Consider the following 22,310-nt stretch of genomic DNA (forward strand, 5'->3'; position numbering starts at 1 on the left):
GTTATTCCCCCATTTGTTCATCGTCGGCATCGATCGCCATCAGCACGACGTCGCCATAGACCGATTGCCTGCGGTCTATGGCCCGGAATCCGGCTTTTTCATAGGCGCGGATGGCCCGGATGTTGGCGGGGTTGGGATCAATGATGACGCGGGGCACACCTTCCTCGAACAGATCTTCGACGAACTGGCGTACGATCGCCGAGCCATGGCCGATGCCGACCAGCTCCGGCGGCCCGATCGACAAATCGATGCCGAGCGTGCCGAACGGCTGGTCGGCATAGGGATGGTCGTCTTCCAGATGCGGGTCGTAGCTCTGCAGATAGGCGATCGGCTTGCCGTCGAGTTCCACGATCAGCGGCTCGACCGAAATCGAGTCGATATGATCGCGAATCTCGGCGATCTCCGTCTCCGGATCGTTCCACCACTGGGCAACATGCGGCTCGGCGAGCCAGCCGGCGATCATCGGCAGGTCCTTTTCGGTAACCGGCCGAAAATCGTAGAGCACACCCTTCTCAGGCGGCATCGAGCGTTTCGACGACGAAATTGTTGTTGGTGTAGACGCAGATGTCGGAGGCGATCTGCATCGCCTTGCGGGCGATCTCCTCGGCATCCTTGTCGGTGTCCATCAGCGCCCGCGCCGCGGCCAGCGCATAGTTGCCGCCTGAACCGATGGCCATGACGCCATGTTCGGGTTCGAGCACGTCGCCGGTGCCGGTCAGCGCCAGCGAGACCGACTTGTCGGCCACCAGCATCATCGCCTCCAGCCGGCGCAGATAGCGATCGGTGCGCCAGTCCTTGGCGAGCTCGACGCAGGCGCGCGTCAGCTGGTCGGGATATTGTTCGAGCTTGGCTTCCAGCCGTTCCAGCAGTGTGAAGGCGTCCGCGGTGGCGCCGGCGAAACCGGCGATCACATTGCCGCCCTTGCCGATGCGGCGGACCTTGCGGGCATTGCCCTTCATGATGGTCTGGCCAAGGCTGACCTGGCCGTCGCCGGCGATCACCACCTTGTTGCCCTTGCGCACCGTCACGATGGTCGTGGCGTGCATGGTCAGATTATCAGACATTTATTGGCTCCGATTCGCGCGATCCCAAAAGGCGATTGGCGCGGTACGAGTGATTTTATCGGCCATATGTATGCACGGGACCCATGATTGCAAATCGCCACTCCGGCAAGGCCGATACCTCTGTCCGAGGCAACTGGCAATCGCCGGATCATGCTGATAGAAGGCTTTCGTTTTCAAGCCGGTGAATGTTCGAAGCTCGTCTGCGGAGCTTTGAAACCCTGAGACAAGGACAAGGTCATGGCGCCCCGTTCCGCCGAAGCCAGCCGCAAGACCAAGGAAACCGACATCTCGGTGTCGGTCCATGTCGACGGCTCAGGCAAATCCGATATCGCCACGGGCGTCGGCTTCTTCGACCATATGCTCGACCAGCTGTCGCGCCATTCGCTGATCGACATGACGGTGAGGGCCAAGGGAGACCTGCACATAGACGACCACCACACGGTCGAGGACACCGGCATCGCGCTCGGCCAGGCGCTGACCAAGGCGCTGGGCGAACGGCGCGGCATCATGCGCTATGCCTCGATCGACCTTGCCATGGACGAGACGCTGACGCGCGCGGCGATCGACGTGTCGGGCCGGCCGTTCCTGGTCTGGAACGTGTCTTTCTCGTCGCCCAAGATCGGCACCTTCGACACCGAGCTGGTGCGCGAATTCTTCCAGGCGCTGGCGCAAAATGCCGGCATCACGCTGCATGTCACCAACCATTATGGCGCCAACAACCACCACATCGCCGAGACCTGTTTCAAGGCGGTGGCGCGCGCGCTGCGTGCCGCACTCGAGCCCGACCCGCGCCAGCCGGACGCGGTTCCCTCCACCAAGGGATCGTTGAAGGGATAGGCCATGGCCACCTATGTCGTGATGGAACCGCCCGGCCGCAGCGAGAAGGTCGACGCAACGGCCTTTATCCGCGACGGCTTCACCTGGCTCGGCCTGCTGGTGCCGCCGCTTTGGCTCGCCTGGCACCGGCTGTGGATCGAGGCCGGACTTGCCTTCGTCGTCATGGGCCTGCTTTCGATGACTGGGGAAAACCTTGGCCTCGGATTGGCAAGTTCACTGCTGTCGCTCCTGGTTTCGTTCTATATCGGCCTGGAAGGGCAGGGGTTGCGCATCGCGGCCCTGCGCCGGCGCGGCTGGCATGAATGGGGCGTGGTTCAGGCCGGCCGGCTCGACGATGCCGACATTCGCTATGCGCTGGAGGTCGAGGCGCATGGGGACAACACCACTCCCGCGCCGCGCATCGTTCCGGATGCCGCCCTGGCGCGCCCGGCACAGCCGGGCATGGCGCTGGGCCTGACCCACATACCGGGACGGCCCTGACATGCGGGTAGCAATCATCGACTACGGCTCGGGCAATCTGCGCTCGGCCACCAAGGCTTTCGAGCGCGCCGCGCGCGAAGCCGGCATATCGGCCGAAATCGACCTGACGGCCGATGCCGACCGGGTGCGCAGCGCCGACCGCATCGTCCTGCCTGGCGTCGGCGCCTATGCCGACTGCGCGGCCGGTCTGCGCGCGGTCGACGGCATGTGGGACGCGGTCGAAGACGTCGCCATCGCCAAGGGCCGGCCCTTCCTCGGCATCTGCGTCGGCATGCAGCTGATGTCTGAGCGCGGCCTGGAAAAGACCGTCACCCATGGCTTTGGCTGGATCTCGGGCGACGTCAAGGAGATCACGCCCGCCGATCCGGCTCTGAAAATCCCGCAGATCGGCTGGAACACGATCGAGCTCAGACGCCAACACCCGCTGTTTGTCGGCATTCCGACCGGACCGGGGGGGCTGCACGCCTATTTCGTCCATTCCTACCATCTCGACGCGAAAAAGCCGGCCGAGGTTCTGGCCGTCGCCGACTATGGTGGTCCGGTGACGGCGGCCGTCGCCCGCGACAATCTCGTCGGCACGCAGTTCCATCCCGAAAAGAGCCAGGCGCTGGGGCTGGCGCTGATCACCAATTTCCTGCGCTGGAGGCCCTAGTGCATGAGCAAGAAGGGCGCCTGAATCGTGATCCTGTTTCCCGCCATCGACCTCAAGGACGGCCAGTGCGTGCGCCTGAAGCACGGCGACATGGCGACCGCGACCATCTACAATGATGATCCGGCCGCGCAGGCAAAAGCCTTTGAGGACCAGGGCTTCGAATGGCTGCACGTCGTCGACCTCAACGGCGCCTTCAAGGGCCAGAGCGTCAACAGCGCGGCGGTCGGCGCCATCCTCAAGGCGACGAGGAACCCGGTGCAGCTCGGCGGCGGCATCCGCACGCTTGCGCAGATCGAGGACTGGCTCGACCGGGGGCTGGCCCGCGTCATCCTCGGCACGGTGGCGGTGCGCGATCCCGACCTGGTCAGGCAGGCCTGCAAGGCTTTCCCGGGCAAGGTGGCCGTCGGCATCGACGCCAAGGGCGGCAAGGTCGCGGTCGAGGGTTGGGCCGAGGCGTCGAGCCTCGGCGTCATTGAACTGGCGAGGAAATTCGAGGGTGCCGGCGTCGCCGCCATCATCTACACCGACATCGATCGCGACGGCGTGCTGACCGGCATCAACTGGGACGCCACCATCGACCTCGCCGAGGCCGTATCGATCCCGGTCATCGCTTCTGGCGGCCTCGCCTCGATCGCCGACATCGTGCGCATGACGATGCCCGATGCAAAGAAGCTTGAAGGTGCCATCTCCGGTCGCGCGCTCTATGACGGCCGCATCGATCCCGCCGAGGCGCTGGCGATCCTGCAGGGCCGGCCGGCGGCGGAGGCGAAATCGTGAAGATCACCATCATCCTCGCCTCCTATGACAGCGGCCACTATCACGGCGGCATGGGACAGGGCCCGGATGCGCTGATTGCAGGCGGTCTGGTCGACGCCCTGACCATTGCCGGCCACGAGGTCGCGGTCGCGGATATCGGCAGGGTCGGTGACGACCAGGAACGCGAGATCGCCACCGGTTTCGCCGTCTGCAATGCCGTCTCGGGCGAGGTCCGCATTGCCATCGACAGGGGGCGGTTCCCCATCGTGCTGGCCGGAAACTGCCTGACATCGGCCGGCGCGGTCGCCGGCGAGGGTGCCGATGCGATCATCTGGGCCGACCAGCATGGCGATCTCAACACGCCCGAGACCTCGGTATACGGCTTTCTCGACGGCATGGCGCTGGCGACCGTGCTTGGCCTGTGCTGGCGTCCGATGGCAGCGGCCATTCCAGGTTTCAAGCCGATCGATCCGTCACGCTGTGTGCTTGTCAACGCCCGCGATCTCGATCCGGCCGAGGAAGAACTGCTCAAGACCTTGCCGGTCATCCGCACCGAATGTCCAGGCATTGGACCAGCAACTGCGAAGCTGAAGGCCGCAGGCGCCAAAAGCGTGCACATGCATCTCGATCTCGACGTGCACGACCCCAAGGAACTGCAGGCCAATCGATACGTCACGTCAGGCGGGCCCAGCCCGGAACAGTTGCGCGACGCGGCCTGCGCCATGGCGCTGGGGGTGCCGGTCGTCGGCATCACCGTTTCCGCCTACGATCCGGCCTTCGACGCGCAGGGCGACGTCCCGCCGCTGGTCGGCGAGCTGCTAAACGATCTCATCGCCACGATAGAGGGCCGCTGATGCTGAAAGCCCGTGTCATCCCGTGCCTCGACGTCAAGGACGGCCGTGTCGTCAAGGGCGTCAACTTCGTCGACCTCATCGACGCCGGCGACCCGGTCGAGGCGGCCAAGGCTTATGATGCCGCTGGTGCCGACGAGCTCTGCTTTCTCGACATTACCGCCTCGTCCGACAACCGTGAAACCATTTTCGATGTCATCGCCCGCACCGCCGAACAGTGCTTCATGCCGCTGACCGTCGGCGGCGGCGTGCGCCAGGTCGCCGATATCAGGAAGCTGCTTCTGGCCGGCGCCGACAAGGTGTCGATCAACACGGCGGCGGTGAAGAACCCGGATTTCGTCGCCGAAGCCGCCGACAAGTTCGGTAACCAGTGCATCGTCGTCGCCATCGACGCCAAGAAGGTCTCCGGCGCCGGCGAGGCCGACCGCTGGGAGATCTTCACCCATGGTGGGCGCGAGAAGACCGGCATCGACGCGGTCGAATTCGCGCGTCAAATGGTCGATCGCGGCGCCGGCGAGATCCTGCTGACCTCGATGGACCGCGACGGCACCAAGGCCGGCTACGACATCGCGCTGACGCGTGCGATCGCTGATGCGGTGCGCGCGCCGGTCATCGCTTCGGGCGGCGTCGGCACGCTGGATCACCTAGTCGAAGGCATTCGCGACGGCCATGCCGGCGCGGTGCTTGCGGCGTCCATCTTCCATTTCGGCACCTATACAATCGCCCAGGCCAAGGCGCATATGGCCGCCGCGGGCCTGCCGATGCGGCTGGACTCCTCGGGTGATCGGCCCTAGAGGCTGTTCCGGCTAAGAAAAGGGCCCCAGGCGCCATGGCTGAATTTTCGTTCTCCGATCTGGAGACAATCATCAGGGACCGCGCCCATTCCGGCGACCCGGACTCCTGGACGGCGAAACTGTTCGCGCGCGGCATCGACAAGGCGGCCCAGAAACTCGGCGAGGAGGCGGTCGAGACGGTGATTGCCGCCGTCAAGGGCGACAGACAGGGCCTCGTTTCCGAAAGTGCCGATCTTATATATCATTGGCTCGTCGTTCTCGGCCTCTCGGGTGTTCCGCTGAGCGACGTGCTCAAGGAGCTCGAAAGCCGCACCGGGCGTTCGGGCATCGCCGAGAAGGCGTCACGGCCCCAGGGCTGACCGCGAGGGAGGGCAGGTATCTCGATGGATCAGCTCGCGCCAACCGAGAAATATTCCCCCTTTCGTTTCTTCTCGGCCGAGCAATGGTCGCAATTCCGCGCCGACACACCACTGACGCTGAGCGAGGACGAGTTCCGCCGCCTGCGTTCGCTCAACGATCCGGTCGACCTCGAGGAGGTCAAGCGCATCTATCTGTCGCTGTCGCGGCTTTTGTCCGCCCATGTCGAGGCGAGCCAGCTCTTGTTCCGGCAGCGCCAGGCTTTCTTCAACGCCGTCGATATCGTCAAGACGCCGTTCATCATCGGCATCGCCGGCTCCGTCGCCGTCGGCAAATCGACCACCGCACGCGTGCTGAAGGAGCTTCTGGCGCGCTGGCCGTCGAGCCCCAAGGTCGATCTCATCACCACCGACGGTTTCCTGCTGCCCAATGAGGTGTTGCGCCGCGAGAACCTGATGGAACGCAAGGGCTTTCCCGACAGTTACGATGTCGGCGCGCTGCTACGTTTCCTCTCGGGCATCAAGTCGGGGCTGCCCGATATCCGCGCGCCGGTCTATTCGCACCTCACCTACGACGTTATTCCCGGCGAGTTCGTCACCATCGACCGGCCCGACATCCTGATCTTCGAAGGCATCAATGTCCTGCAGCCGGGCAAGTTGCCGCAGGACGGCAAGATCGTGCCCTTCCTGTCCGACTTTTTCGACTTCGCCATCTATATCGATGCCGACGAGAAGCTGATCCACGAATGGTACATCGCGCGCTTCATGCGGCTGCGCGAGACCGCCTTCCGCAATCCGGACTCGTTCTTCCACCGCTACTCGCAGCTTTCGGAGGAAGCGGCGCGCGCCATCGCCGAAGGCCTGTGGTCCAACATCAATCTGAAGAATTTGCGCGAGAACATCCTGCCGACACGCGCCCGCGCCGACCTCATCCTGCGCAAGGGCGCCGACCATCTGGTCGAGGAAGTGGCGCTGCGCAAACTTTAGACCCGAGTGTTTCACCGTTTCATGGAAACGGCGAAATGCTCTAACTCTTTGTTTTGGCGCAATTCCCAAGGGAAAGCGCTACGCGCTTTTCCCGGGATAACCGCACACTTTTTCTGGAATTGCTCCAGCCAGATACCGAGGTGGCGGCCCCGCCTCCGGCAGGCCCGCCACTTCGACGTTCATGTCATCGGCATCGCGGCTCAGCCATTGGCGAACGGCACGGCGACATAGATCTGGCTGCCATCGCGTTCGATCAAAAGCAGCACCGACTTGCGGCCCGACTTGCTCGCCTGCGCGATCGCCTGCGTGACCTGCCTGGCGCTCTTCACCGGGGCCTGGTTGACGGCGACGATGACATCGCCGGGCTGAATGCCGGCAGCAGCGGCCGCCTTGTCGGGATTGACGCGCGCAACCACCGCGCCATGCTCATTGTCGGCGAGGTTCATTTCCTGGCGAATGTCGGGCGTGATGTCCATCAGGCCGAGGCCGATCGCCGGTGCGCGCGAGCCCTGCTCGGTGCTCGGTGCGCCGGAATCGTCCGTCGATGCCGTCTTAACATCGTCGCTGTTTTGCCCGACGTTGACGGAAATCTGTATCGCCTTGCCCTTGCGCCAGACATCAAGCGTTTCCTTGGCGCCGGGCGCGACATCGGCCACGGCCCGCGACAGATCCTTGGGATCCTTCACGTCCTGTCCGGCGAAGCCGGTGATGACGTCGCCGGCCTCGACTCCGGCGCTGGCGGCGGGCGAGCTGTCATTGACCTTGGAAACCAGCGCGCCGCCGGGGTGATCGAGCCCGATGGCGCTTGCCACGTCCGGCGTCACCGACTGGATCTCGACGCCGAGATAGCCGTACTGGATGGAACCGTCCTTCATCAGCTTGGCGACGACCTTTTGCGCCTGGTCCGACGGGATGGCGAAGCCGACGCCGACACTGCCGCCATTGGGCGAATAGATCGCCGTGTTGATGCCGACGACATTGCCGTTCACATCCACAAGCGGGCCACCGGAATTGCCATGGTTGATCGGCGCGTCGATCTGGATGAAATCGTCGAACGGCCCGCTATGCAGGTCGCGGCCGCGTGCCGAAACGATGCCGGCGGTGACCGTGGTGCCGATGCCGAACGGATTGCCGATCGCCAGCACCTGGTCGCCGGTCATCAGCCTGTCGGAATCGCCCCATTTGACCGTCGGCAAGGGCTTGTCGGATTTGATCTTGAGCACGGCAAGGTCGTTCTTGGCATCGCGGCCGACGAGCTTGGCGGGAAGTTCCGTACCGTCATCGAGCGTCACCTTGATCGAAGAGGCGCCGTCGACGACGTGGTTGTTGGTGACGATGGTGCCGTCGGCACTGACGATGAAGCCGGAACCGAGCGCTTCGGCCCGTTGTGCCTGCTGAGGCGGCGTCTGCGGAGCGGGCATGCCCTGGTCACCGAAGAACTGGCGGAAATACTGGTCGAACGGCGAATTGCCGAGAGGCATGCCGTCATCGGCGCCTGCCGGCTGGGCCTTCATGATGGTGGTGACCGTGACCACTGCCGGCTTGTCGGCCGCCACGATCGGCGCAAAGGAGCCGTTCGGGGCCGTTATTCCGGCGACCGGGGTCTGGGTCGTCGCGACAATTTTACTGACGCCGGTGCTGTTGTTCGCGCTCTGGGCGAACGAGACGACGAGGGGGGAGATGATCAGCGCAGCGCCCAGCAGGGCGGCGACGCGATGCCTACGAAGAATACCAAGAGGTGACATGGTCGTTCTGTCCGGGCGAGAGTTGATCGGGCGCCGCGGGCATCTTGGGAGAAGCGCCCGCCGGCGTGTCGACGACCGGATTGCCTGTCTCGCCGTACATGGCGGCCGGCCGGATCGACACCGAGGTATCTAGGGTGCCGATCGGCCCGAATTAGGGTTTTCGGCCGACCTTACGAAGATTTAATTCAGGGAGCGCTTACGGATCGTCATGCCGGCGCAGATAGTCGGCCGCAATCTCGCGCATACGCTTGCCGTCGAAGCTCTGCCCGTGGCCGCCATGGCCGATGCGGATCGGCAGGTCGAGCAGGCGCTGCATGGTGCTGGCATAGGCAGCCCGATCGGAATCCGGCAGCGTGTCGATCAGCGTGTCGTCGTAGATGGCATCGCCGCTGAAAAAAAGCCCGTCGGCCTCGTCGAAAAGCGCGATCGAATCCGGCGAATGCCCGGGCAGGTGCAGCACGCGCAATTGCCGGTCGCCGAGATCGACCACGTCGCCCTCGTCAAGCGTCCGCGTCAGCGGCGCCGAGGGGATCTTGTAGTCGGCGGCCTTCCAGCCCGGCGCCGGCAATATCGACACGGCGCCTTCGAGATCGTGGAACATGTAGGCGTAGGTCGCCGCCTCATCCATGCTTTCGAATTGCGCCGCACTCATCTTCGGCCCGGCCCGCCACGCAAATTCGTGCAGCGAGCCGACATGGTCGAGATGGATGTGGGTGGCGACGACCAGCAGCGGTTTGCCTTGCGGCGTCTCTATCTGCGGCGCCAGCGGGCAGATGCCCATCCCGGTGTCGACCAAAAGGTCGGCGTCGCGGCCGCGCAGATGCCAGATGTTGGCGCGCACATAGTCATGCACGAACGGCTCGGTCAGCATCGTCGTCCTGTCGTCGACGATGCTCTTGCTGAACCACTCCGGCATCACTTGTGAGCCCGGTATCAGGTGGAAGCCTGACATCAAACGAAAGGCTTCCCGACCTTGTACTTTTCCGGCACCAGCCGCTTGAGATAGGCCATGCCGGCCTCCGACAGCTGGTTGACGTCGGGCTTCATGAAATTGTCAGGCATGTGGCGGGTCTTGCCGGCGACGTTCTTCAGCGGCACCTTCTTCAGAACGGTCTTTGCGCCGTCATATTGCAGCGCCACGGAGCCCCCGCCCTGTTCGGCGACGGACACGGCGAAGGCGCCGGCATCGAACGCCTCTTGTGCGTCGACGGCGCTGATGGCGCCGACATAGCCGCGCGGCATGTAGCCGAGCGCGTCGACGCGGGCCCGCTTGCCCGGCAGGCCCTCGGCCAATGCGCGCTCGAGAGCTGCCGGCAGGTCGCTGCCCGACAATTTGACGTTGCCATGCGCGTCGCGCTCGAGCTTCTCCGGCGCTACCAGGCTTTCGACCAGCGCCTTGCCGTCGGCGGTGCTCACCCCTTCCGACACGGCAACGATGCAGCGCTTGTGGCGGTCGAGCGTGGCACGCACATCGTCGATGAAGCCCCCGGCCGAGAATGGCCGTTCCGGCACGTAGACCAAATGCGGGCCGCTGTCGGGATCGAGCTGCCAGGCAGCCGCCGCTGCCGTGAGAAAGCCGGCATGCCGGCCCATCACGATGCCGACATAGATGCCGGGCAAAGCGCGGAAATCGAGATCGACCGAGAGGAAGGCGCCGGCGACGAACTCGGCCGCCGAGATGAATCCCGGCGTATGGTCGTTCTCCTCCAGATCATTGTCGATGGTTTTGGGCGCATGGACGAAAGCGATCGAGCCGCCGGCGGCATCGGTCAGGATCTGCTGCGTGCCCGACGTGTCGTTGCCGCCGATATAGATGAAGGCGTCGGCGCCGGCCTTCTTCAGGCCGTTGAGGATGACATCGCAATAGGCGGCATCCGGCTTGTCGCGTGTCGAGCCGAGGGCCGCGCTTGGCGTTCCGGCGATCAGCCGCAGCCGATCCTCGGGAATGGCCGAAAGGTCGACATAATTGCCGTCACGGATGCCGCGCACGCCATGGATGGAACCCAGCACCTTGGCGCCGGGATGCCGCTTGCGGATCTCCAGCGTGGCGCCGAGCACCGTCTGGTTGATGACGGCGGTCGGGCCGCCGCCTTGTGCGATGACAAAAGTTCCGGCCATTCCTGACGTCTCCCGAGCGATGGTTTTCAAGGCACCTTGGCCTGTCTTGCCGCGTCACGCAACGGGAGAGTCTTGAGCATGATCCCGAAAAGTGGAAACGGGTTTTCGGGAAAAGTTCATGCGCGAACAGGAAGATGGAAGCGGCCGCCTGAGCCGCCCAAAACGATCACATGACGACGACCGGGTTTTTCTTCGAAACGCGGCTGTAGAGGTCGATGATGTCCTGGTTGATCAGGCGCACGCAGCCAGACGACATCGCCTGGCCGATGCTCCACCATTCGGGCGAGCCATGGATGCGGTAGCCGGTATCCTTGCCGTCCTGGTAGATGTAGAGCGCGCGCGCGCCGAGCGGGTTGGTGAGGCCGCCTGGCTGGCCGCCCTGCCACTTCACCAGTTCGGGCTTGCGCTGGATCATCTCCGGCGGCGGCGTCCAGGTAGGCCATTCCCTGCCATACTGGATGTTGGCGCGGCCGGACCAGCGGAAGCCGTCCTTGCCGATACCGACGCCATAGCGGATGGCGTCGCCGCCCGGCTGGACGAGATAGAGCATGCGCTCCTTGAGATGGACGACGATGGTGCCGGGCGCCTCGCCGGTCGTGTCGACGACGATCTGGCGGCGGAATTCCGGCTTGACCTTCAGATACGGCACTTCAGGCACGTTGAAACCATTGTCCGTCAAGGCGGCGTACATCAGGTCGGGGCTGGTGATATTCCTGTCGACGCTGATCGCCGGCCGCATCGGCGGCACGGAACCGGTGACCGTATTGTCGAGTTCGAGCGCCGGCATGCCGCCGCCGGACGTCGAGCAGCCCGCCGCGCTGAGCAGCGCCAGCGCGCCTGCCCCGGACAGGATAGCGCGGCGGGAAAGATGATGATCGGTATCGATTGCGTCGCCGTATCGTGGCGGCGTCAGACCTTGCGGCAACTCACGCATATACCCAAACCCTACGCTGTCGGCGGGAAGCACGGTCCGGCCGGATAGCGGGCATTTTCATCATTCATGGTTGATAAAGCGTGAATGCCTTGCGCTGCCTGGATTTGCGCCTGGCCTGGCGGCACCTGACCGTGCCGAATGAACTGGCAACCGGGCGTTCCTGCACAAAAAGACCCAGGCCGGGTCATAATCCCGGCACCGGTCTTTCCTACCCATCGGGCGATCAGCGAGGGGCCTCCATGTGCAAGACGTTAAAAACCGACATCACGCTTTTTGCCGCTGCCATTGTCGCGGCCGCATTGGTTCTCGGTGCCGATGTCAGCCTGGCCGATATCGTGAGCACGCTGAGCGGCGCGAACTGACGCCGACCTGCCTTTGGCGCAATTGATGGCGCGGCAATTCCAAGGAAAGTGCGTGGCGGTCTTCCGCCCGGATTTTCGTAAAAACAAAAATCAGGCCTCTTTACATTGCCCCTGGGCTGAGGATTTATCCTTCTCCTTAACCCAAGGGAGACAGACATGTCCTTCGAGAACTGGGCCGCCTTCGCCGCCGCGTCTACCATCCTGCTCATCATTCCGGGGCCAACGATTCTGCTGGTCGTGTCCTATGCGCTGGGCCAGGGCTGGCGCACCGCTTTGCCGATGGCGGTTGGCGTGGCACTCGGCGATTTCACCGCCATGACCTTGTCGATGCTCGGCATTGGCGCGCTGCTCGCCGCTTCGGCGACGGTCTTCACCATCTTGAAGCTGATCGGCGCCGGCTATCTGATCTATCTCGGCGTAAAGCTGTTCCTCGCCGGCGGCGCGCTGAAGGCTGAGCCGCGCACCGACGTGGTGTCTTCGGCCAAGATGATGGCGCATGCCTGGCTGGTCACCGCGCTCAACCCGAAAAGCATCACCTTCTTCGTCGCCTTCCTGCCACAGTTCCTTGACCGGCACGCCGATTTCTGGACGCAGATGCTGATTTTCGAGACGACTTTCCTGGCGCTCGCCTTCGCCAATGCCTTCGGCTATGCGCTGGTCGCGGCCCGCGCCCGAAACGTCGTCCGCAATCCCAAGGCGATCCGCATCTTCAACCGCACCGGCGGCACGCTGCTGGTCGGCGCCGGCATCGCCACGGTGGCGATGCGTTCGGGGAACTAGGCGACCCTTTATTCCACCATCCGAACCGGAACCGGTTTCGGATGGTGGTTCACCACTTCACGCTGATGCCCACATTGCCCTTGAGGATGCGGCGCTTGTCGCCGCCCAGATTGGTCGTGTAGTCGCCGGTGGCGAAGAGGCTGACCTTCTCGGTCACTTTGGCGACCACGCCGCCGCCGAACTCGAAGGAGGTCGACCGGCCCTCGGTCGAGATGTCGGTGGTGTCGAAATTGACATGGCTGGTGCCGCCGAAATCGTGCCAGATGTTGGCTTTGAGGTAGGGTTGCAGCGCCATGCCGTTGATGGTGGTCTCGCCCTGCAGCCGCGCACCCAGCCGGCCGCTGACGCTGTCGTTGGTGTCGAAGGAAACCGACGAGAAGCGGTCGTTGGTGTCGTCGAGCGACAGATGCCGCCAGACCAGTTGCGCCTGCGGTTCGAGCGTCCAGCCCTGCGCCAGCGCGATGGGATAGCCGCCTTCCAGCGAAGCGGTGACGCCTGTTCCGCCGACATCGATGCCGATGTCGCGCGACGATGTCGCGTGGCCGCCGAAGAACGTGGCCATGAGGACGCCGTCAAGGTACCAGCCGCTTTGGCCGATCCGGGTCCAGTAACCGCCGACGCTGGTGCCGGTGACGTTGAGGCTGCCGACGGACAGATCGTTCCATCCCAGCGCCTGGCCGCGCAAATCGCCCTTCATGCTGGCATAGGCGACGAACAGGCCGGCGCGATCGATTCCGCCCGAGGTGGTGTCGCGGCCGAACACGTCGAAACCCGCCTGGAGGCCGAACAGCGTGCCGTCGAAGGAGGGCGACACCGTTCCCGACCAGCCCATCTTGGCGTCCTGGCCATAGATGCGGCCCCAGACCGGCGATAGCTCGGGGTTCGACAGCAGGCTTTGCTCACCCCGCCGTTCGTGGAAGGTGCCGAGCGTCGTCATCGCCAGGTGTTCGGCCACCGGCGGCAAGGCCGAATAGACCGGGACCTCGATGCGGTAGAGCGGGATCACGGCTGCCTGCACCGCGGTCGCTCCGGGTGTCGGCGGCGCCGGCTGGACAGGCGGCGGGCCGGGCAGTGTCGGCACCGGAAGCGCCGGCGCTTCGGTCGGCACCACCGGTGGCGGCGGTGGCGGATCCGCCGGAGGCGCCGGTGGCGGCGGCGGCGGCGGTTCGGGTTGTGGGTCGCTGGCCTGCACGGGCGGTGTCGGGTCGACCGGCGGATTGTTGATGTCGCCCTCGCTCGGCGGTGGCGTCGGCGGCAGTTCGGATGGCGGCGGGGGTGGCGGCTCGGCCGTCGGCGGCACCGGTTCCACCGGCGGGGAGGGCTCGACCGTCGGCGGCGCCGCGGCCGGCGTCGTCGGTGTTATCAGCGTCGAGCGCAGATACCAGTTCTCCTCGCTGCCGGCGCTGACGCCGCCCTTGAACAAATAGTATTCAAAGGCGCCGGCGGCGACTGGCCCGTCGAGCGCGAAGGTCGAGGCGCCCGAAGTGGCGCCGTTGACTGCCTGGACGAGCATGATGCCGTCCTGAGCGGTCGCGGCACCCGCGCCGCCGGCGTTGACCACGGAAATGCCGGTCGAGCCGGAAGCCGTGCCGCCCGAAAGCACCAGCCTGTCGGACGCGGAAGAATCGTCGCCGAGTTCGGTCTGGACAAGCAGCACGCCGCCGGCGCCGACATAATTGCCCGAAATCGTCAGCCGATCGGTTGCGCCTGTGGTGCCGTTGGTCAGGTCGATGCGCCCGGCATTGGTCACTTCCGCCAACTGGCCTGCCGTGAAGGCCTGGATCGTCGCGTTGAAGCCGCCGCCATAGAGCGTGCTCGAAGCATCGACGCTGAGCGAGCCCGTGCCGGTGCCGCTGTCGCCGAGCTTGAGATTGCCGTCGAGCATCAGCTGTGTGTCGTTGGTGGCGCTGATGCTTTCCCAGTTCTGGACTCTGGCGATCCCCTCCAGCTTGACGTTGTCGAAGGTCAGCGCATCGGTACCGAGGCCGCCATTCAGGGCATCCGTGTCGCCGAGATTGGCGTTGGTGAGGTTGCTGAGCTTGGCGGTATCGTTGTCGGCGCCGAGATCGACGGCGCCATAGATGATGCCGCCGCCATTCCAGACGAAACTGTCGGAGCCAAAGCTCATCAGCACATCGCCGCCGACCGTGCCGCCCGATATCGTCACGCTGTCATTGCCGCCGCTGACGCTGATGTTGCCGCCGATCGTGCCGCCCGAGAGGATGATGGTGTCCTGGTCGAAGCCGGTGACGAGGTTGCGGTCGATGGTGCCGCCGGACATGTTGAAATAGTTCTTGTCGAGCTTCATGTTGACCCGGCCGATGCGGCCGCCGGTCATCACCGCGTTGTCGCCATCGTCGAAGAAATCGACGATGCGTCCGCCCGTCATGGTGAATGTGTCCAGTCCGTCGCCCTGGTTGAGCGATCCGATCTGGCCGCCGCTCATGTTGAAATCGTCGATGCCGGCGCCCTGCTGGACATTGCCGGAGACGGTGCCGCCGCCGATCGTGAAGAAATCCGTGCCGTCGCCCTGGTTGACCGTACCGGTAATGGTGCCGGACTGCATGTCGATGCGATCCGTACCGGCGCCGAAGGTGACGTTGCCGCTCACCTGCCCGGTGCCGCCGGCGGGAAAGGTCAGCGTGTTGTCGCCGCTTGTATCGGTAAGGCCGCCGCCCGAATCGCCGCTATCGCAGGTGAAGGTGGTATTTCCAGCCGACGGAACCAGCACGCAGGCCGCCAGGGCCGCGGAATTCGGCAGCAACACAAGCGTGGTAGTTGCAAGTAAGCTAATAAACCATGGATGGATTTGCCGTGGTTTTCGCCACAACAAAGAAATCGACTCATCAACGTTTTCCGAACGGCTGTTCGGACGCTGTATTTCAAAATGCCGCATCGCGTCCCCTCTCAGATCGCGATTACAAGCCCTTCGCCGCGCCGCAATGAAGCCACAATTCGTTCGATTTTACAAAGCCTAATCTGCATTCCATCGTTGATGAACTGCAAAGGCTGCTGGCATAGACCTTATGCAGTGCACGATTGGCACGTCCGTGGCCCATGATTTAAGATCGCCTTGGCCCGAAGGGTCCGGGGCTTGTTCCAGGTCGATCAGAGGGATGTTGCATGGCAATCAGGGACACATTCGGCCTGACATTTTCGGGCGCCACCGAAGCGGGGTTCACGCCCTACAGCCAGGCCGTGCGTGAACTGCTGTGCTTCATCGGCGATCCCGTCGCTTCCGTCGACAGTGCCATATCGGCGGATCCCGGTTTCGTCATGGCGCATGTCTTCAAGGGCTATCTCTTCGGCCTTGCCACCGAGCGCGACGCGACGGCGGTGGCCAGGGCTTGCCACGAGGCGGCGCTGCCGCTTGCCGCGACGGCGCGCGAAGCGGCGCATGTTCTGGCCCTCGGCCACCTCGCCAACGGGCGCTGGCATGACGCCGCCAGGATCCTCGAGGATATCGCCATCCAGACCCCGCTCGACGCGCTGGCGCTGCAGGTCGGGCACCAGATCGATTTCTTCACCGGCAATGCCCGCATGCTGCGTGATCGCATCGCCCGCGCCTTGCCGTCATGGCAGAGCGGCATGCCGGGCTACCACGCCATCCTCGGCATGCAGGCCTTCGGGCTGGAGGAAATGGGGGACTATACCAGGGCCGAAAAGCTTGGTCGCGCGGCGGTCGAGATCGAGCCGCGCGACGGCTGGGCGCAACATGCGGTCGCCCATGTCATGGAAATGCAAAGCCGGCAAAAGGACGGTATCGCCTGGATGCGCGCCAATCCCGAAGCCTGGACAAAGGAGAGCTTCCTGCAGGTGCACAATTGGTGGCACCTGGCGCTGTTCCACTACGATCTCGGCGAGATCGACCAGGTGCTGGCGCTCTATGACGGACCGATCTATGGCACGCCATCGGCGATGGCGTTGAACATGGTCGATGCGTCGGCAATCCTGTGGCGGCTGCATCTCGGCGGCATCGATGTCGGTGACCGCTGGACGGCGCTCGCCGCCAATTGGCCCAAGGCCGGCGCCGGCGATTATGCCTTCAACGATGCGCATGCGATGATGGCCTTCGTTGGCGCCGGGCTCGACGGACCCGCCCTTGCCTTGCTCGAGGCGCAACGCGAGGCGATGCATGGCGGCGGCGACAACGTCGCTTTCACGCGGGATGTCGGCCATCCACTGACGCTGGCAATCAAGGCGTTCGGCGAGGGCAACTACAGCGAGGCCGTGCACCTGATCCGGCCGATCCGGGCGATCGCCAACCGCTTCGGCGGCAGCCACGCACAGCGCGACGTCATCGACCTGACGCTGATCGAAGCGGCCTTGCGGGCCGGTGACCGCGCGCTCGCCGGGGCGCTCACGGCGGAGCGTTCGATGGCGCGGCCGGATAGCCCGCTGTCTGTGCTGCTTGCGCGACGCGCGGCCGATTTGTCAGAGAATTGACCGCAAGCCGATCTTGCCTTAAAAACTGCTCAGCCAGATTTTTTCGAGATCCGAAAAAAATAATTGGCATGGGAGGATGATATGTATCTCGGCCTCGACCTGGGCACGTCGGGCGTCAAGGCGCTGCTGATCGATGCCGGACAGACCGTCGTCGGCTCCGGCCATGGTTCGCTTGACGTTTCGCGGCCGCATCCCGGCTGGTCCGAACAGGACCCGTCCCACTGGATACGCGCCTGCGAAGACGCGATTGCCGAACTCAAGGCTTCGCACCCCGGGCAGTTCGCGGCGGTGAAAGGCATCGGCCTGTCCGGCCAGATGCACGGCGCGGCCTTGCTCGATGCGGCTGATCATGTGCTGCGCCCCTGCATCCTGTGGAACGACACGCGCAGCCATGTCGAGGCAGCAGCGCTCGACGCCGATCCGCGCTTCCGCAAGCTCACCGGCAACATCGTTTTCCCCGGCTTCACCGCGCCCAAGCTCGCCTGGGTGAAGAACAACGAACCCGCCGTCTTCGCCAAAGTGGCCAAGGTGCTGCTGCCGAAGGATTTCCTGCGGCTTTGGCTGACTGGCGAGCACATTTCCGAAATGTCGGACTCAGCGGGCACGTCCTGGCTCGATGTCGGCAAGCGCCGCTGGTCGGCCGAATTGCTGGCGGCAACGTCGCTCGACGAGAAGCAGATGCCGTCCCTGGTCGAAGGCACCGAGAAGGCCGGCGGTTTGCGCAGCGAATTGGCATCGAAATGGGGCGTCGAGGCCGGCATCCCGATTGCCGGTGGCGCCGGCGACAATGCAGCCTCGGCCTGCGGCATGGGCACGGTCGGCGCTGGCCATGCCTTTGTCTCTCTCGGCACGTCGGGCGTGCTGTTTGCCGCCAACGCGTCCTATCTGCCCAACCCGGCAAGTGCCGTCCACACCTTCTGCCATGCGCTGCCCGACACCTGGCACCAGATGGGCGTCATCCTGTCGGCGACCGATTCGCTCAACTGGCTGTCGGAGATCACTGGAAAGGGCGCGGGTGAACTGACCGCTGAACTCGGCGACGCGCTGAAGGCGCCGACCGGTGTATCCTTCCTGCCCTACCTCTCGGGCGAGCGCACGCCACACAATGATTCCGCCATTCGCGGTTCCTTCACCGGGCTGGCGCATGAATTGAGCCGGGCAGTCCTGACGCAGGCGGTGCTCGAAGGCGTCGCCTTCGCCTTCCGCGACAGTCTCGAAGCCCTGAAGACAGCCGGCACCACATTGACGCGGGTGACGGCGATCGGCGGCGGCTCACGCTCGCGCTACTGGCTGAAATCGATCGCCACCGCGCTGCAGGTGCCGGTGGATATTCCCGCCGACGGCGATTTCGGCGCCGCCTTCGGTGCCGCCAGGCTCGGCCTGATCGCGGCGACGGGTGCCGATCCGCTGGCCGTCTGCTCCGCCCCAAGGACGGATGCCACGATCGAACCGGATGCCAAGCTCGGCGGCGCCTACGCCGATGCCTATCATCGCTACCGGGCGCTCTATCCGGCAATCAGGGGTGCCACGGCGTGAACGATTTCTCGCCCACGCCGCGACTTCCGGCCTCACTGCGCCGGGACCTTGTCGAGGAAGCCGGTGATGCTCTTCAGGCGGCCGTTTTCGATGACGCCGATATCGGTGCCTTCGATGACCGAAGGAACGCCTTCAGGCCCGAGGTTCCAGGAGAAGCGGATCTTGTCGGCGAAGCCGTTCGGCGTGCCCTTCAGCGAGAAGCGGAAGCCGGCAAAGCGTTGCTGCACGCCGTCGATCAGCGCCGCGACACCGTCATGGCCGTCGCCCTGCATCAGCGGATCGCGATAGCTGACGTCTTCGGTGAACGTGGCCTTCAGCAATTCGGCGCGACGGCTGGCATCGCTTTCGTTCCAGGCGGTGATGTAGCCCTCGGCGATTTTGTTGAGGTCGGTCATGGTCTGTCTCCTTCGTTGAGTGGCTTTGACGCAACCCTTTTCACCCCACGGCAGTGCGAAACCAATTACGCCTGAGGTAATCAAGGCGAATTACCTGAGGTAATCAGGGCGAACTATTCGAGAGAGGACAGAAATCATGAGCAGCGGATTTTTCGGCGACATTCAGAAGATCAAATATGAGGGGCCGGATTCGACCAATCCGCTGGCCTACCGCTTCTACAATCCTGACGAGGTCGTCGCCGGCAAACGGCTGGAAGACCATCTTCGCTTCGCCGTCGCCTATTGGCACTCCTTTGCCTGGCCGGGTGGCGACCCGTTCGGCGGCCAGACCTTCGATCGCCCCTGGTTCCCCAAGGCCGGCGGCATCGACACGATGGAACTGGCGAAGCTCAAGGCCGATGTTGCGTTCGAGATGTTCTCGCTGCTCGGCGCGCCCTATTTCTGCTTCCACGACGCCGATGTCCGGCCCGAGGGCAAGGACTTTTCAGAAAGTGCCGCCCGCCTCGACGAGATCGCGGACTATTTCGCCGGCAAGATGAAGCAGACCGGGGTCAAGCTGCTCTGGGGCACGGCAAACCTTTTTTCGCATCGCCGCTTCATGTCGGGCGCCGCCACCAACCCCGATCCGGATGTCTTTGCCTATGCGGCGGCGACGGTGAAGAGCTGCATCGACGTCACCAAGCGGCTGAAGGGTGAGAACTATGTGCTGTGGGGCGGGCGCGAAGGCTATGAGACGCTGCTCAACACCGACCTTGCCCGCGAGCAGGAACAGGCCGGCCGCTTCCTCAGCCTCGTCGTCGACTACAAGCACAAGATCGGCTTCAAGGGCACCATCCTGATCGAGCCAAAGCCGCAGGAGCCGACAAAGCATCAGTACGACTATGACGTCGCCACGGTCTATGGCTTCCTCAAGCGCTTCGGCCTGGAGAAGGAAGTAAAACTCAACATCGAGCAGGGCCACGCCATCCTCGCCGGCCATTCCTTCGAGCACGAGCTGGCGCTCGCCAATGCGCTTGGCGTCTTCGGTTCGATCGACATGAACCGCAACGACTACCAGTCGGGCTGGGACACCGACCAGTTCCCCAACAACGTGCCGGAAATGGCGCTGGCCTACTACCAGGTCCTGCAGGCCGGTGGTTTCAAGACCGGCGGCACCAATTTCGACGCCAAGTTGCGTCGCCAGTCGCTCGACCCGCAGGACCTGCTGATCGGCCATATCGGCGGCATGGATTCTTGTGCGCGCGGCCTCAAGGCCGCGGCCCGCATGGTCGAGGACAAGGCGCTGTCGGCGCCGCTGGCCGAGCGCTATGCCGGCTGGAACACGGCAGAGGGCAAGGCAATGCTGTCGGGCAAGCGCACGCTCGAGGACATCGCCGAGCGCGTGGTCAAGAAGAAGATCGAACCGCAGCCGCGCTCCGGCCGTCAGGAATTGCTGGAAAACATCGTCAACCGCTACGTCTGACGGCGGACGCTGGACAGACAGCTGCCCGATGTGGCCGAAAGCCGCCGTGATCGCCTTTTGCTAATCCGCTCTTCCTAAGGGAGATGATGATGGCAAACGGGCGGATCACGGTGCGCAAGGCGCAGGCGGGCGACGTCGCAGCCTTGAAACAGGCGCTGCGGGAAACCTTTGAAGGCACCTGGCTGCCGCACGTCACCCAGGCATCGGCGCGGCGCTATGTCGAGACCGACACGTTCAACGAGCGCACCCGCAATGTCTACAAGGCGGTCGGCTACATCCGAAAAAGACCGCTATCCCGATGATGAATGGGACAGCGGCTTCGCCACCGTGCTGTTCGTGAAACGGCCCGGCTGATCTTCCTGACTCGGGTTTTGGCGCGCGGAACGGCTTTGCGCCGAAGCGCTCATCCGGCGACAAGGTTTTGCCCTTGGCTGCCCCTCAATGACCTCGCTCTTGCCTTCAAACTGCCGTCACGTATCTCGTATAAGAGGGGCCTGTGGCGGGTGAAAGGAAGGAGGCGAACCGATATGCAGCACGAACGCGAAATCGACGCCCTGCTCTCATCTGGGGAGACCGGATCGATCATCGACCGGCTGATGGCGCTGCCGCGGCCGACCGACGACGTGAAAAACCAATGGGATCGCGCCGTCAGCAACCGTTTTGAAGTCCGGCTGGTGAGACAGATGCGCTCGCAGATCGACGCCGGCAGCGATCGCCAGAACGCTGCTCGATTCCCTGAACTGACTTAGCCCCGGCGCAACCTGACCGGGGCTTCGCCAAAAGCTCTTGAAAACGCTCTGGAAAATGCCGCGGCGGACGAGAATCCCGTCCGCCCGGCAATATCCGCCATGGCCACGCGCGTGTCGACCACCAGCCGGCGCGCGGCCCCTAGCCGCAGCCTCAGATAATAGGCGCCCGGCGTCTCGCCAATCGACTTGCGGAAGATGCTTTCCAGGGTGCGCGCCGTCACGCCGGCACGCTTGGCTATTGCTTCGATGGTCAGCGGCTGATCGACATGCGCTTCCATCAGCCGGATGGCCTGCGCCAGGCGTGGATCGTAGCCATCGAGCCGACCAAGCGAGACCAGCGGTTGCGCATCCGTCGCCACGCGCGCCTGATCGTAGATGAATGCGCTTGCCACATCGAGCGCAACGGCCATGCCGAGCCGGGTGCGAATCAGGTGCAGCATCAGGTCCAGGGTCGGTGATGCGCCGCCCGTGGTGAACACCGGCCCATCGATGATGTATCGATCGGGGCGCACGTCTACGCCGGGAAAGGCCGACGAAAAATCTTCCATGTCTTCCCAATGGGTGGTGGCGCTGCGCCCTTCCAGCAAGCCGGCGCGCGCCACCAGCCAGGTGCCCGCCTCGACGCCGCCGCAGGCGCGGGCCGACCGCGCCGCGCGGCGCAGCCCGGCGAGCAAGGCAGACGTGGCATAGTTCTGCGTGCCGAAGCCCGCGACCACGACCAGGACATCGGTTGGTTCCGTCGCATCGAATCGGCCGCTGACCGCCACGGGCAGGCCGCATGTCGTGACCGGCGCCTCCCCGGTTACCGAAACCAGCTTGAAGTCGAACAGGGTTTCGCCGGCGATGCGGTTGGCGGCGCGCAGCGGATCGACGGCGCACGCCACGCACATGATGGATGCCCCGGAAAACACCAGCAACGTCACCTTGAGCGGCGACTGCTCGGCGCGAAAGATTGTCGCTTTTTCGTTTTTTGGCATGCAGCCTTCGTAAAGCGCAAAACAGTCGC

24 protein-coding genes are annotated in these 22,310 nt (G+C 64.3%); 15 read left to right on the forward strand and 9 right to left on the reverse strand.

Annotated elements, in window-relative coordinates:
• Position 1 precedes the first annotated feature (1 nt).
• Both ACLGL5_RS08285 and hslV read right to left on the reverse strand, forming a co-directional pair.
• A complete protein-coding gene (locus tag ACLGL5_RS08285) occupies positions 2 to 523 on the reverse strand; it encodes a GNAT family N-acetyltransferase (RefSeq protein WP_019862613.1) in 522 nt (173 codons plus the stop codon).
• Positions 513 to 1,064, reverse strand: coding sequence for an ATP-dependent protease subunit HslV (gene hslV, locus ACLGL5_RS08290; RefSeq protein ID WP_019862614.1), 552 nt, complete (start codon positions 1,062 to 1,064; stop codon positions 513 to 515). The genes ACLGL5_RS08285 and hslV overlap by 11 nt, the downstream gene beginning before the upstream one ends.
• 237 nt (positions 1,065 to 1,301) lie before the next feature.
• Between hslV and hisB the strand changes: the two genes are divergently transcribed.
• From hisB to coaA, 8 genes are read left to right on the forward strand one after another with little or no spacing between them, the layout of a single operon-like run.
• Positions 1,302 to 1,901 (forward strand): imidazoleglycerol-phosphate dehydratase HisB, encoded by a 600-nt coding sequence (gene hisB / locus ACLGL5_RS08295; RefSeq protein WP_010912875.1) that lies wholly within the window; start codon positions 1,302 to 1,304, stop codon positions 1,899 to 1,901.
• Positions 1,902 to 1,904: 3 nt separating this feature from the next.
• Entirely contained in the window at positions 1,905 to 2,381 is a 477-nt protein-coding gene (locus ACLGL5_RS08300) for a DUF2628 domain-containing protein (RefSeq protein WP_069090760.1), read from the forward strand.
• Position 2,382: 1 nt separating this feature from the next.
• On the forward strand, positions 2,383 to 3,033 hold the full coding sequence (hisH, locus tag ACLGL5_RS08305; protein ID WP_069090761.1) for an imidazole glycerol phosphate synthase subunit HisH: 651 nt from the start codon (positions 2,383 to 2,385) through the stop codon (positions 3,031 to 3,033).
• A 27-nt stretch (positions 3,034 to 3,060) separates the two neighbouring features.
• Positions 3,061 to 3,810 carry a 1-(5-phosphoribosyl)-5-[(5-phosphoribosylamino)methylideneamino]imidazole-4-carboxamide isomerase gene (hisA, locus tag ACLGL5_RS08310; protein ID WP_019862618.1) on the forward strand — a complete coding sequence of 250 codons (750 nt, stop codon included), beginning with the start codon at positions 3,061 to 3,063 and terminating at the stop codon, positions 3,808 to 3,810.
• Complete coding sequence (locus ACLGL5_RS08315) at positions 3,807 to 4,643, forward strand: arginase family protein (protein ID WP_069090762.1); 837 nt, start codon at positions 3,807 to 3,809, stop codon at positions 4,641 to 4,643. The genes hisA and ACLGL5_RS08315 overlap by 4 nt, the downstream gene beginning before the upstream one ends.
• Positions 4,640 to 5,434: an imidazole glycerol phosphate synthase subunit HisF gene (hisF, locus tag ACLGL5_RS08320; RefSeq protein ID WP_064985396.1), complete on the forward strand. Its 795-nt coding sequence runs from the start codon at positions 4,640 to 4,642 to the stop codon at positions 5,432 to 5,434. Before ACLGL5_RS08315 ends, hisF begins: the two co-directional genes overlap by 4 nt.
• Positions 5,435 to 5,469: 35 nt before the next feature.
• Positions 5,470 to 5,793: a phosphoribosyl-ATP diphosphatase gene (locus tag ACLGL5_RS08325; protein ID WP_019862623.1), complete on the forward strand. Its 324-nt coding sequence runs from the start codon at positions 5,470 to 5,472 to the stop codon at positions 5,791 to 5,793.
• Between the two features lie 24 nt (positions 5,794 to 5,817).
• Positions 5,818 to 6,777 carry a type I pantothenate kinase gene (coaA, locus tag ACLGL5_RS08330; RefSeq protein WP_019862624.1) on the forward strand — a complete coding sequence of 320 codons (960 nt, stop codon included), beginning with the start codon at positions 5,818 to 5,820 and terminating at the stop codon, positions 6,775 to 6,777.
• A gap of 200 nt (positions 6,778 to 6,977) precedes the next feature.
• On the opposite strand, the gene ACLGL5_RS08335 is transcribed toward coaA, so the two are convergent.
• The 4 genes from ACLGL5_RS08335 to ACLGL5_RS08350 all read right to left on the reverse strand — a co-directional run bounded on the left by ACLGL5_RS08335 (position 6,978) and on the right by ACLGL5_RS08350 (position 11,574).
• Positions 6,978 to 8,522, reverse strand: a complete 1,545-nt coding sequence (locus ACLGL5_RS08335; protein ID WP_069090763.1) for a DegQ family serine endoprotease — start codon at positions 8,520 to 8,522, stop codon at positions 6,978 to 6,980.
• Positions 8,523 to 8,718: 196 nt separating this feature from the next.
• Positions 8,719 to 9,438 (reverse strand): MBL fold metallo-hydrolase, encoded by a 720-nt coding sequence (locus tag ACLGL5_RS08340; RefSeq protein ID WP_069093244.1) that lies wholly within the window; start codon positions 9,436 to 9,438, stop codon positions 8,719 to 8,721.
• Positions 9,439 to 9,473: 35 nt separating this feature from the next.
• On the reverse strand, positions 9,474 to 10,640 hold the full coding sequence (locus tag ACLGL5_RS08345) for a diphosphate--fructose-6-phosphate 1-phosphotransferase (RefSeq protein WP_069090764.1): 1,167 nt from the start codon (positions 10,638 to 10,640) through the stop codon (positions 9,474 to 9,476).
• Positions 10,641 to 10,806: 166 nt separating this feature from the next.
• The gene (locus ACLGL5_RS08350; RefSeq protein ID WP_019862629.1) at positions 10,807 to 11,574 is read right to left on the reverse strand and encodes a L,D-transpeptidase; all 768 of its coding nucleotides are present in this window, start codon (positions 11,572 to 11,574) and stop codon (positions 10,807 to 10,809) included.
• Positions 11,575 to 11,654: 80 nt separating this feature from the next.
• Here ACLGL5_RS08350 and ACLGL5_RS08355 point away from each other — a divergent pair, with 80 nt between their 5' ends.
• Positions 11,655 to 11,936, forward strand: a complete 282-nt coding sequence (locus ACLGL5_RS08355) for a hypothetical protein (RefSeq protein WP_167470444.1) — start codon at positions 11,655 to 11,657, stop codon at positions 11,934 to 11,936.
• A gap of 156 nt (positions 11,937 to 12,092) precedes the next feature.
• Positions 12,093 to 12,716, forward strand: a complete 624-nt coding sequence (locus ACLGL5_RS08360) for a LysE family translocator (protein ID WP_069090765.1) — start codon at positions 12,093 to 12,095, stop codon at positions 12,714 to 12,716.
• A gap of 49 nt (positions 12,717 to 12,765) precedes the next feature.
• On the opposite strand, the gene ACLGL5_RS08365 is transcribed toward ACLGL5_RS08360, so the two are convergent.
• On the reverse strand, positions 12,766 to 15,612 hold the full coding sequence (locus ACLGL5_RS08365) for an autotransporter family protein (RefSeq protein WP_083246517.1): 2,847 nt from the start codon (positions 15,610 to 15,612) through the stop codon (positions 12,766 to 12,768).
• Positions 15,613 to 15,839: 227 nt separating this feature from the next.
• On the opposite strand from ACLGL5_RS08365, the gene ACLGL5_RS08370 reads away from it, so the two are divergent.
• The gene (locus ACLGL5_RS08370) at positions 15,840 to 17,162 is read left to right on the forward strand and encodes a tetratricopeptide repeat protein (protein WP_019862632.1); all 1,323 of its coding nucleotides are present in this window, start codon (positions 15,840 to 15,842) and stop codon (positions 17,160 to 17,162) included.
• 81 nt (positions 17,163 to 17,243) lie between these two features.
• Positions 17,244 to 18,698, forward strand: coding sequence for a xylulokinase (gene xylB, locus ACLGL5_RS08375; RefSeq protein ID WP_494372894.1), 1,455 nt, complete (start codon positions 17,244 to 17,246; stop codon positions 18,696 to 18,698).
• 32 nt (positions 18,699 to 18,730) lie between these two features.
• Here xylB and ACLGL5_RS08380 read toward each other — a convergent pair whose 3' ends face one another.
• Complete coding sequence (locus tag ACLGL5_RS08380) at positions 18,731 to 19,093, reverse strand: nuclear transport factor 2 family protein (protein ID WP_069090766.1); 363 nt, start codon at positions 19,091 to 19,093, stop codon at positions 18,731 to 18,733.
• A 136-nt stretch (positions 19,094 to 19,229) separates the two neighbouring features.
• Here ACLGL5_RS08380 and xylA point away from each other — a divergent pair, with 136 nt between their 5' ends.
• The 3 genes from xylA (at position 19,230) to ACLGL5_RS08395 (ending at position 21,304) form a co-directional block, all read left to right on the forward strand.
• Positions 19,230 to 20,555, forward strand: a complete 1,326-nt coding sequence (gene xylA, locus ACLGL5_RS08385; RefSeq protein WP_038651459.1) for a xylose isomerase — start codon at positions 19,230 to 19,232, stop codon at positions 20,553 to 20,555.
• 89 nt (positions 20,556 to 20,644) lie between these two features.
• Positions 20,645 to 20,857 (forward strand): hypothetical protein, encoded by a 213-nt coding sequence (locus ACLGL5_RS08390; RefSeq protein WP_027047640.1) that lies wholly within the window; start codon positions 20,645 to 20,647, stop codon positions 20,855 to 20,857.
• 225 nt (positions 20,858 to 21,082) lie between these two features.
• Positions 21,083 to 21,304 carry a hypothetical protein gene (locus tag ACLGL5_RS08395; RefSeq protein WP_069090767.1) on the forward strand — a complete coding sequence of 74 codons (222 nt, stop codon included), beginning with the start codon at positions 21,083 to 21,085 and terminating at the stop codon, positions 21,302 to 21,304.
• Here the strand turns inward: ACLGL5_RS08395 and ACLGL5_RS08400 are convergent.
• A complete protein-coding gene (locus tag ACLGL5_RS08400; protein WP_027047641.1) occupies positions 21,301 to 22,281 on the reverse strand; it encodes a GlxA family transcriptional regulator in 981 nt (326 codons plus the stop codon). The two genes, ACLGL5_RS08395 and ACLGL5_RS08400, sit on opposite strands and share 4 nt — an antisense overlap.
• Positions 22,282 to 22,310: the final 29 nt, after the last annotated feature.

This window comes from Mesorhizobium sp. U510 (genome assembly GCF_059180695.1).

Excerpts from the sequence above, each read along its gene's own strand:
- ACLGL5_RS08340 (WP_069093244.1), bottom strand. The coding sequence starts at position 9,438 with ATGCCGGAGTGGTTCAGCAAGAGCATCGTCGACGACAGGACGACGATG.
- coaA (WP_019862624.1), top strand. The coding sequence starts at position 5,818 with ATGGATCAGCTCGCGCCAACCGAGAAATATTCCCCCTTTCGTTTCTTC.
- ACLGL5_RS08395 (WP_069090767.1), top strand. The coding sequence starts at position 21,083 with ATGCAGCACGAACGCGAAATCGACGCCCTGCTCTCATCTGGGGAGACC.
- ACLGL5_RS08390 (WP_027047640.1), top strand. The coding sequence starts at position 20,645 with ATGGCAAACGGGCGGATCACGGTGCGCAAGGCGCAGGCGGGCGACGTC.
- ACLGL5_RS08360 (WP_069090765.1), top strand. The coding sequence starts at position 12,093 with ATGTCCTTCGAGAACTGGGCCGCCTTCGCCGCCGCGTCTACCATCCTG.
- xylA (WP_038651459.1), top strand. The coding sequence starts at position 19,230 with ATGAGCAGCGGATTTTTCGGCGACATTCAGAAGATCAAATATGAGGGG.
- ACLGL5_RS08365 (WP_083246517.1), bottom strand. The coding sequence starts at position 15,612 with ATGCGGCATTTTGAAATACAGCGTCCGAACAGCCGTTCGGAAAACGTT.
- ACLGL5_RS08325 (WP_019862623.1), top strand. The coding sequence starts at position 5,470 with ATGGCTGAATTTTCGTTCTCCGATCTGGAGACAATCATCAGGGACCGC.
- ACLGL5_RS08285 (WP_019862613.1), bottom strand. The coding sequence starts at position 523 with ATGCCGCCTGAGAAGGGTGTGCTCTACGATTTTCGGCCGGTTACCGAA.
- ACLGL5_RS08345 (WP_069090764.1), bottom strand. The coding sequence starts at position 10,640 with ATGGCCGGAACTTTTGTCATCGCACAAGGCGGCGGCCCGACCGCCGTC.
- ACLGL5_RS08370 (WP_019862632.1), top strand. The coding sequence starts at position 15,840 with ATGGCAATCAGGGACACATTCGGCCTGACATTTTCGGGCGCCACCGAA.
- ACLGL5_RS08300 (WP_069090760.1), top strand. The coding sequence starts at position 1,905 with ATGGCCACCTATGTCGTGATGGAACCGCCCGGCCGCAGCGAGAAGGTC.
- ACLGL5_RS08335 (WP_069090763.1), bottom strand. The coding sequence starts at position 8,522 with ATGTCACCTCTTGGTATTCTTCGTAGGCATCGCGTCGCCGCCCTGCTG.
- ACLGL5_RS08400 (WP_027047641.1), bottom strand. The coding sequence starts at position 22,281 with ATGCCAAAAAACGAAAAAGCGACAATCTTTCGCGCCGAGCAGTCGCCG.
- ACLGL5_RS08350 (WP_019862629.1), bottom strand. The coding sequence starts at position 11,574 with ATGCGTGAGTTGCCGCAAGGTCTGACGCCGCCACGATACGGCGACGCA.
- hisH (WP_069090761.1), top strand. The coding sequence starts at position 2,383 with ATGCGGGTAGCAATCATCGACTACGGCTCGGGCAATCTGCGCTCGGCC.
- hisB (WP_010912875.1), top strand. The coding sequence starts at position 1,302 with ATGGCGCCCCGTTCCGCCGAAGCCAGCCGCAAGACCAAGGAAACCGAC.
- xylB (WP_494372894.1), top strand. The coding sequence starts at position 17,244 with ATGTATCTCGGCCTCGACCTGGGCACGTCGGGCGTCAAGGCGCTGCTG.
- ACLGL5_RS08380 (WP_069090766.1), bottom strand. The coding sequence starts at position 19,093 with ATGACCGACCTCAACAAAATCGCCGAGGGCTACATCACCGCCTGGAAC.
- hslV (WP_019862614.1), bottom strand. The coding sequence starts at position 1,064 with ATGTCTGATAATCTGACCATGCACGCCACGACCATCGTGACGGTGCGC.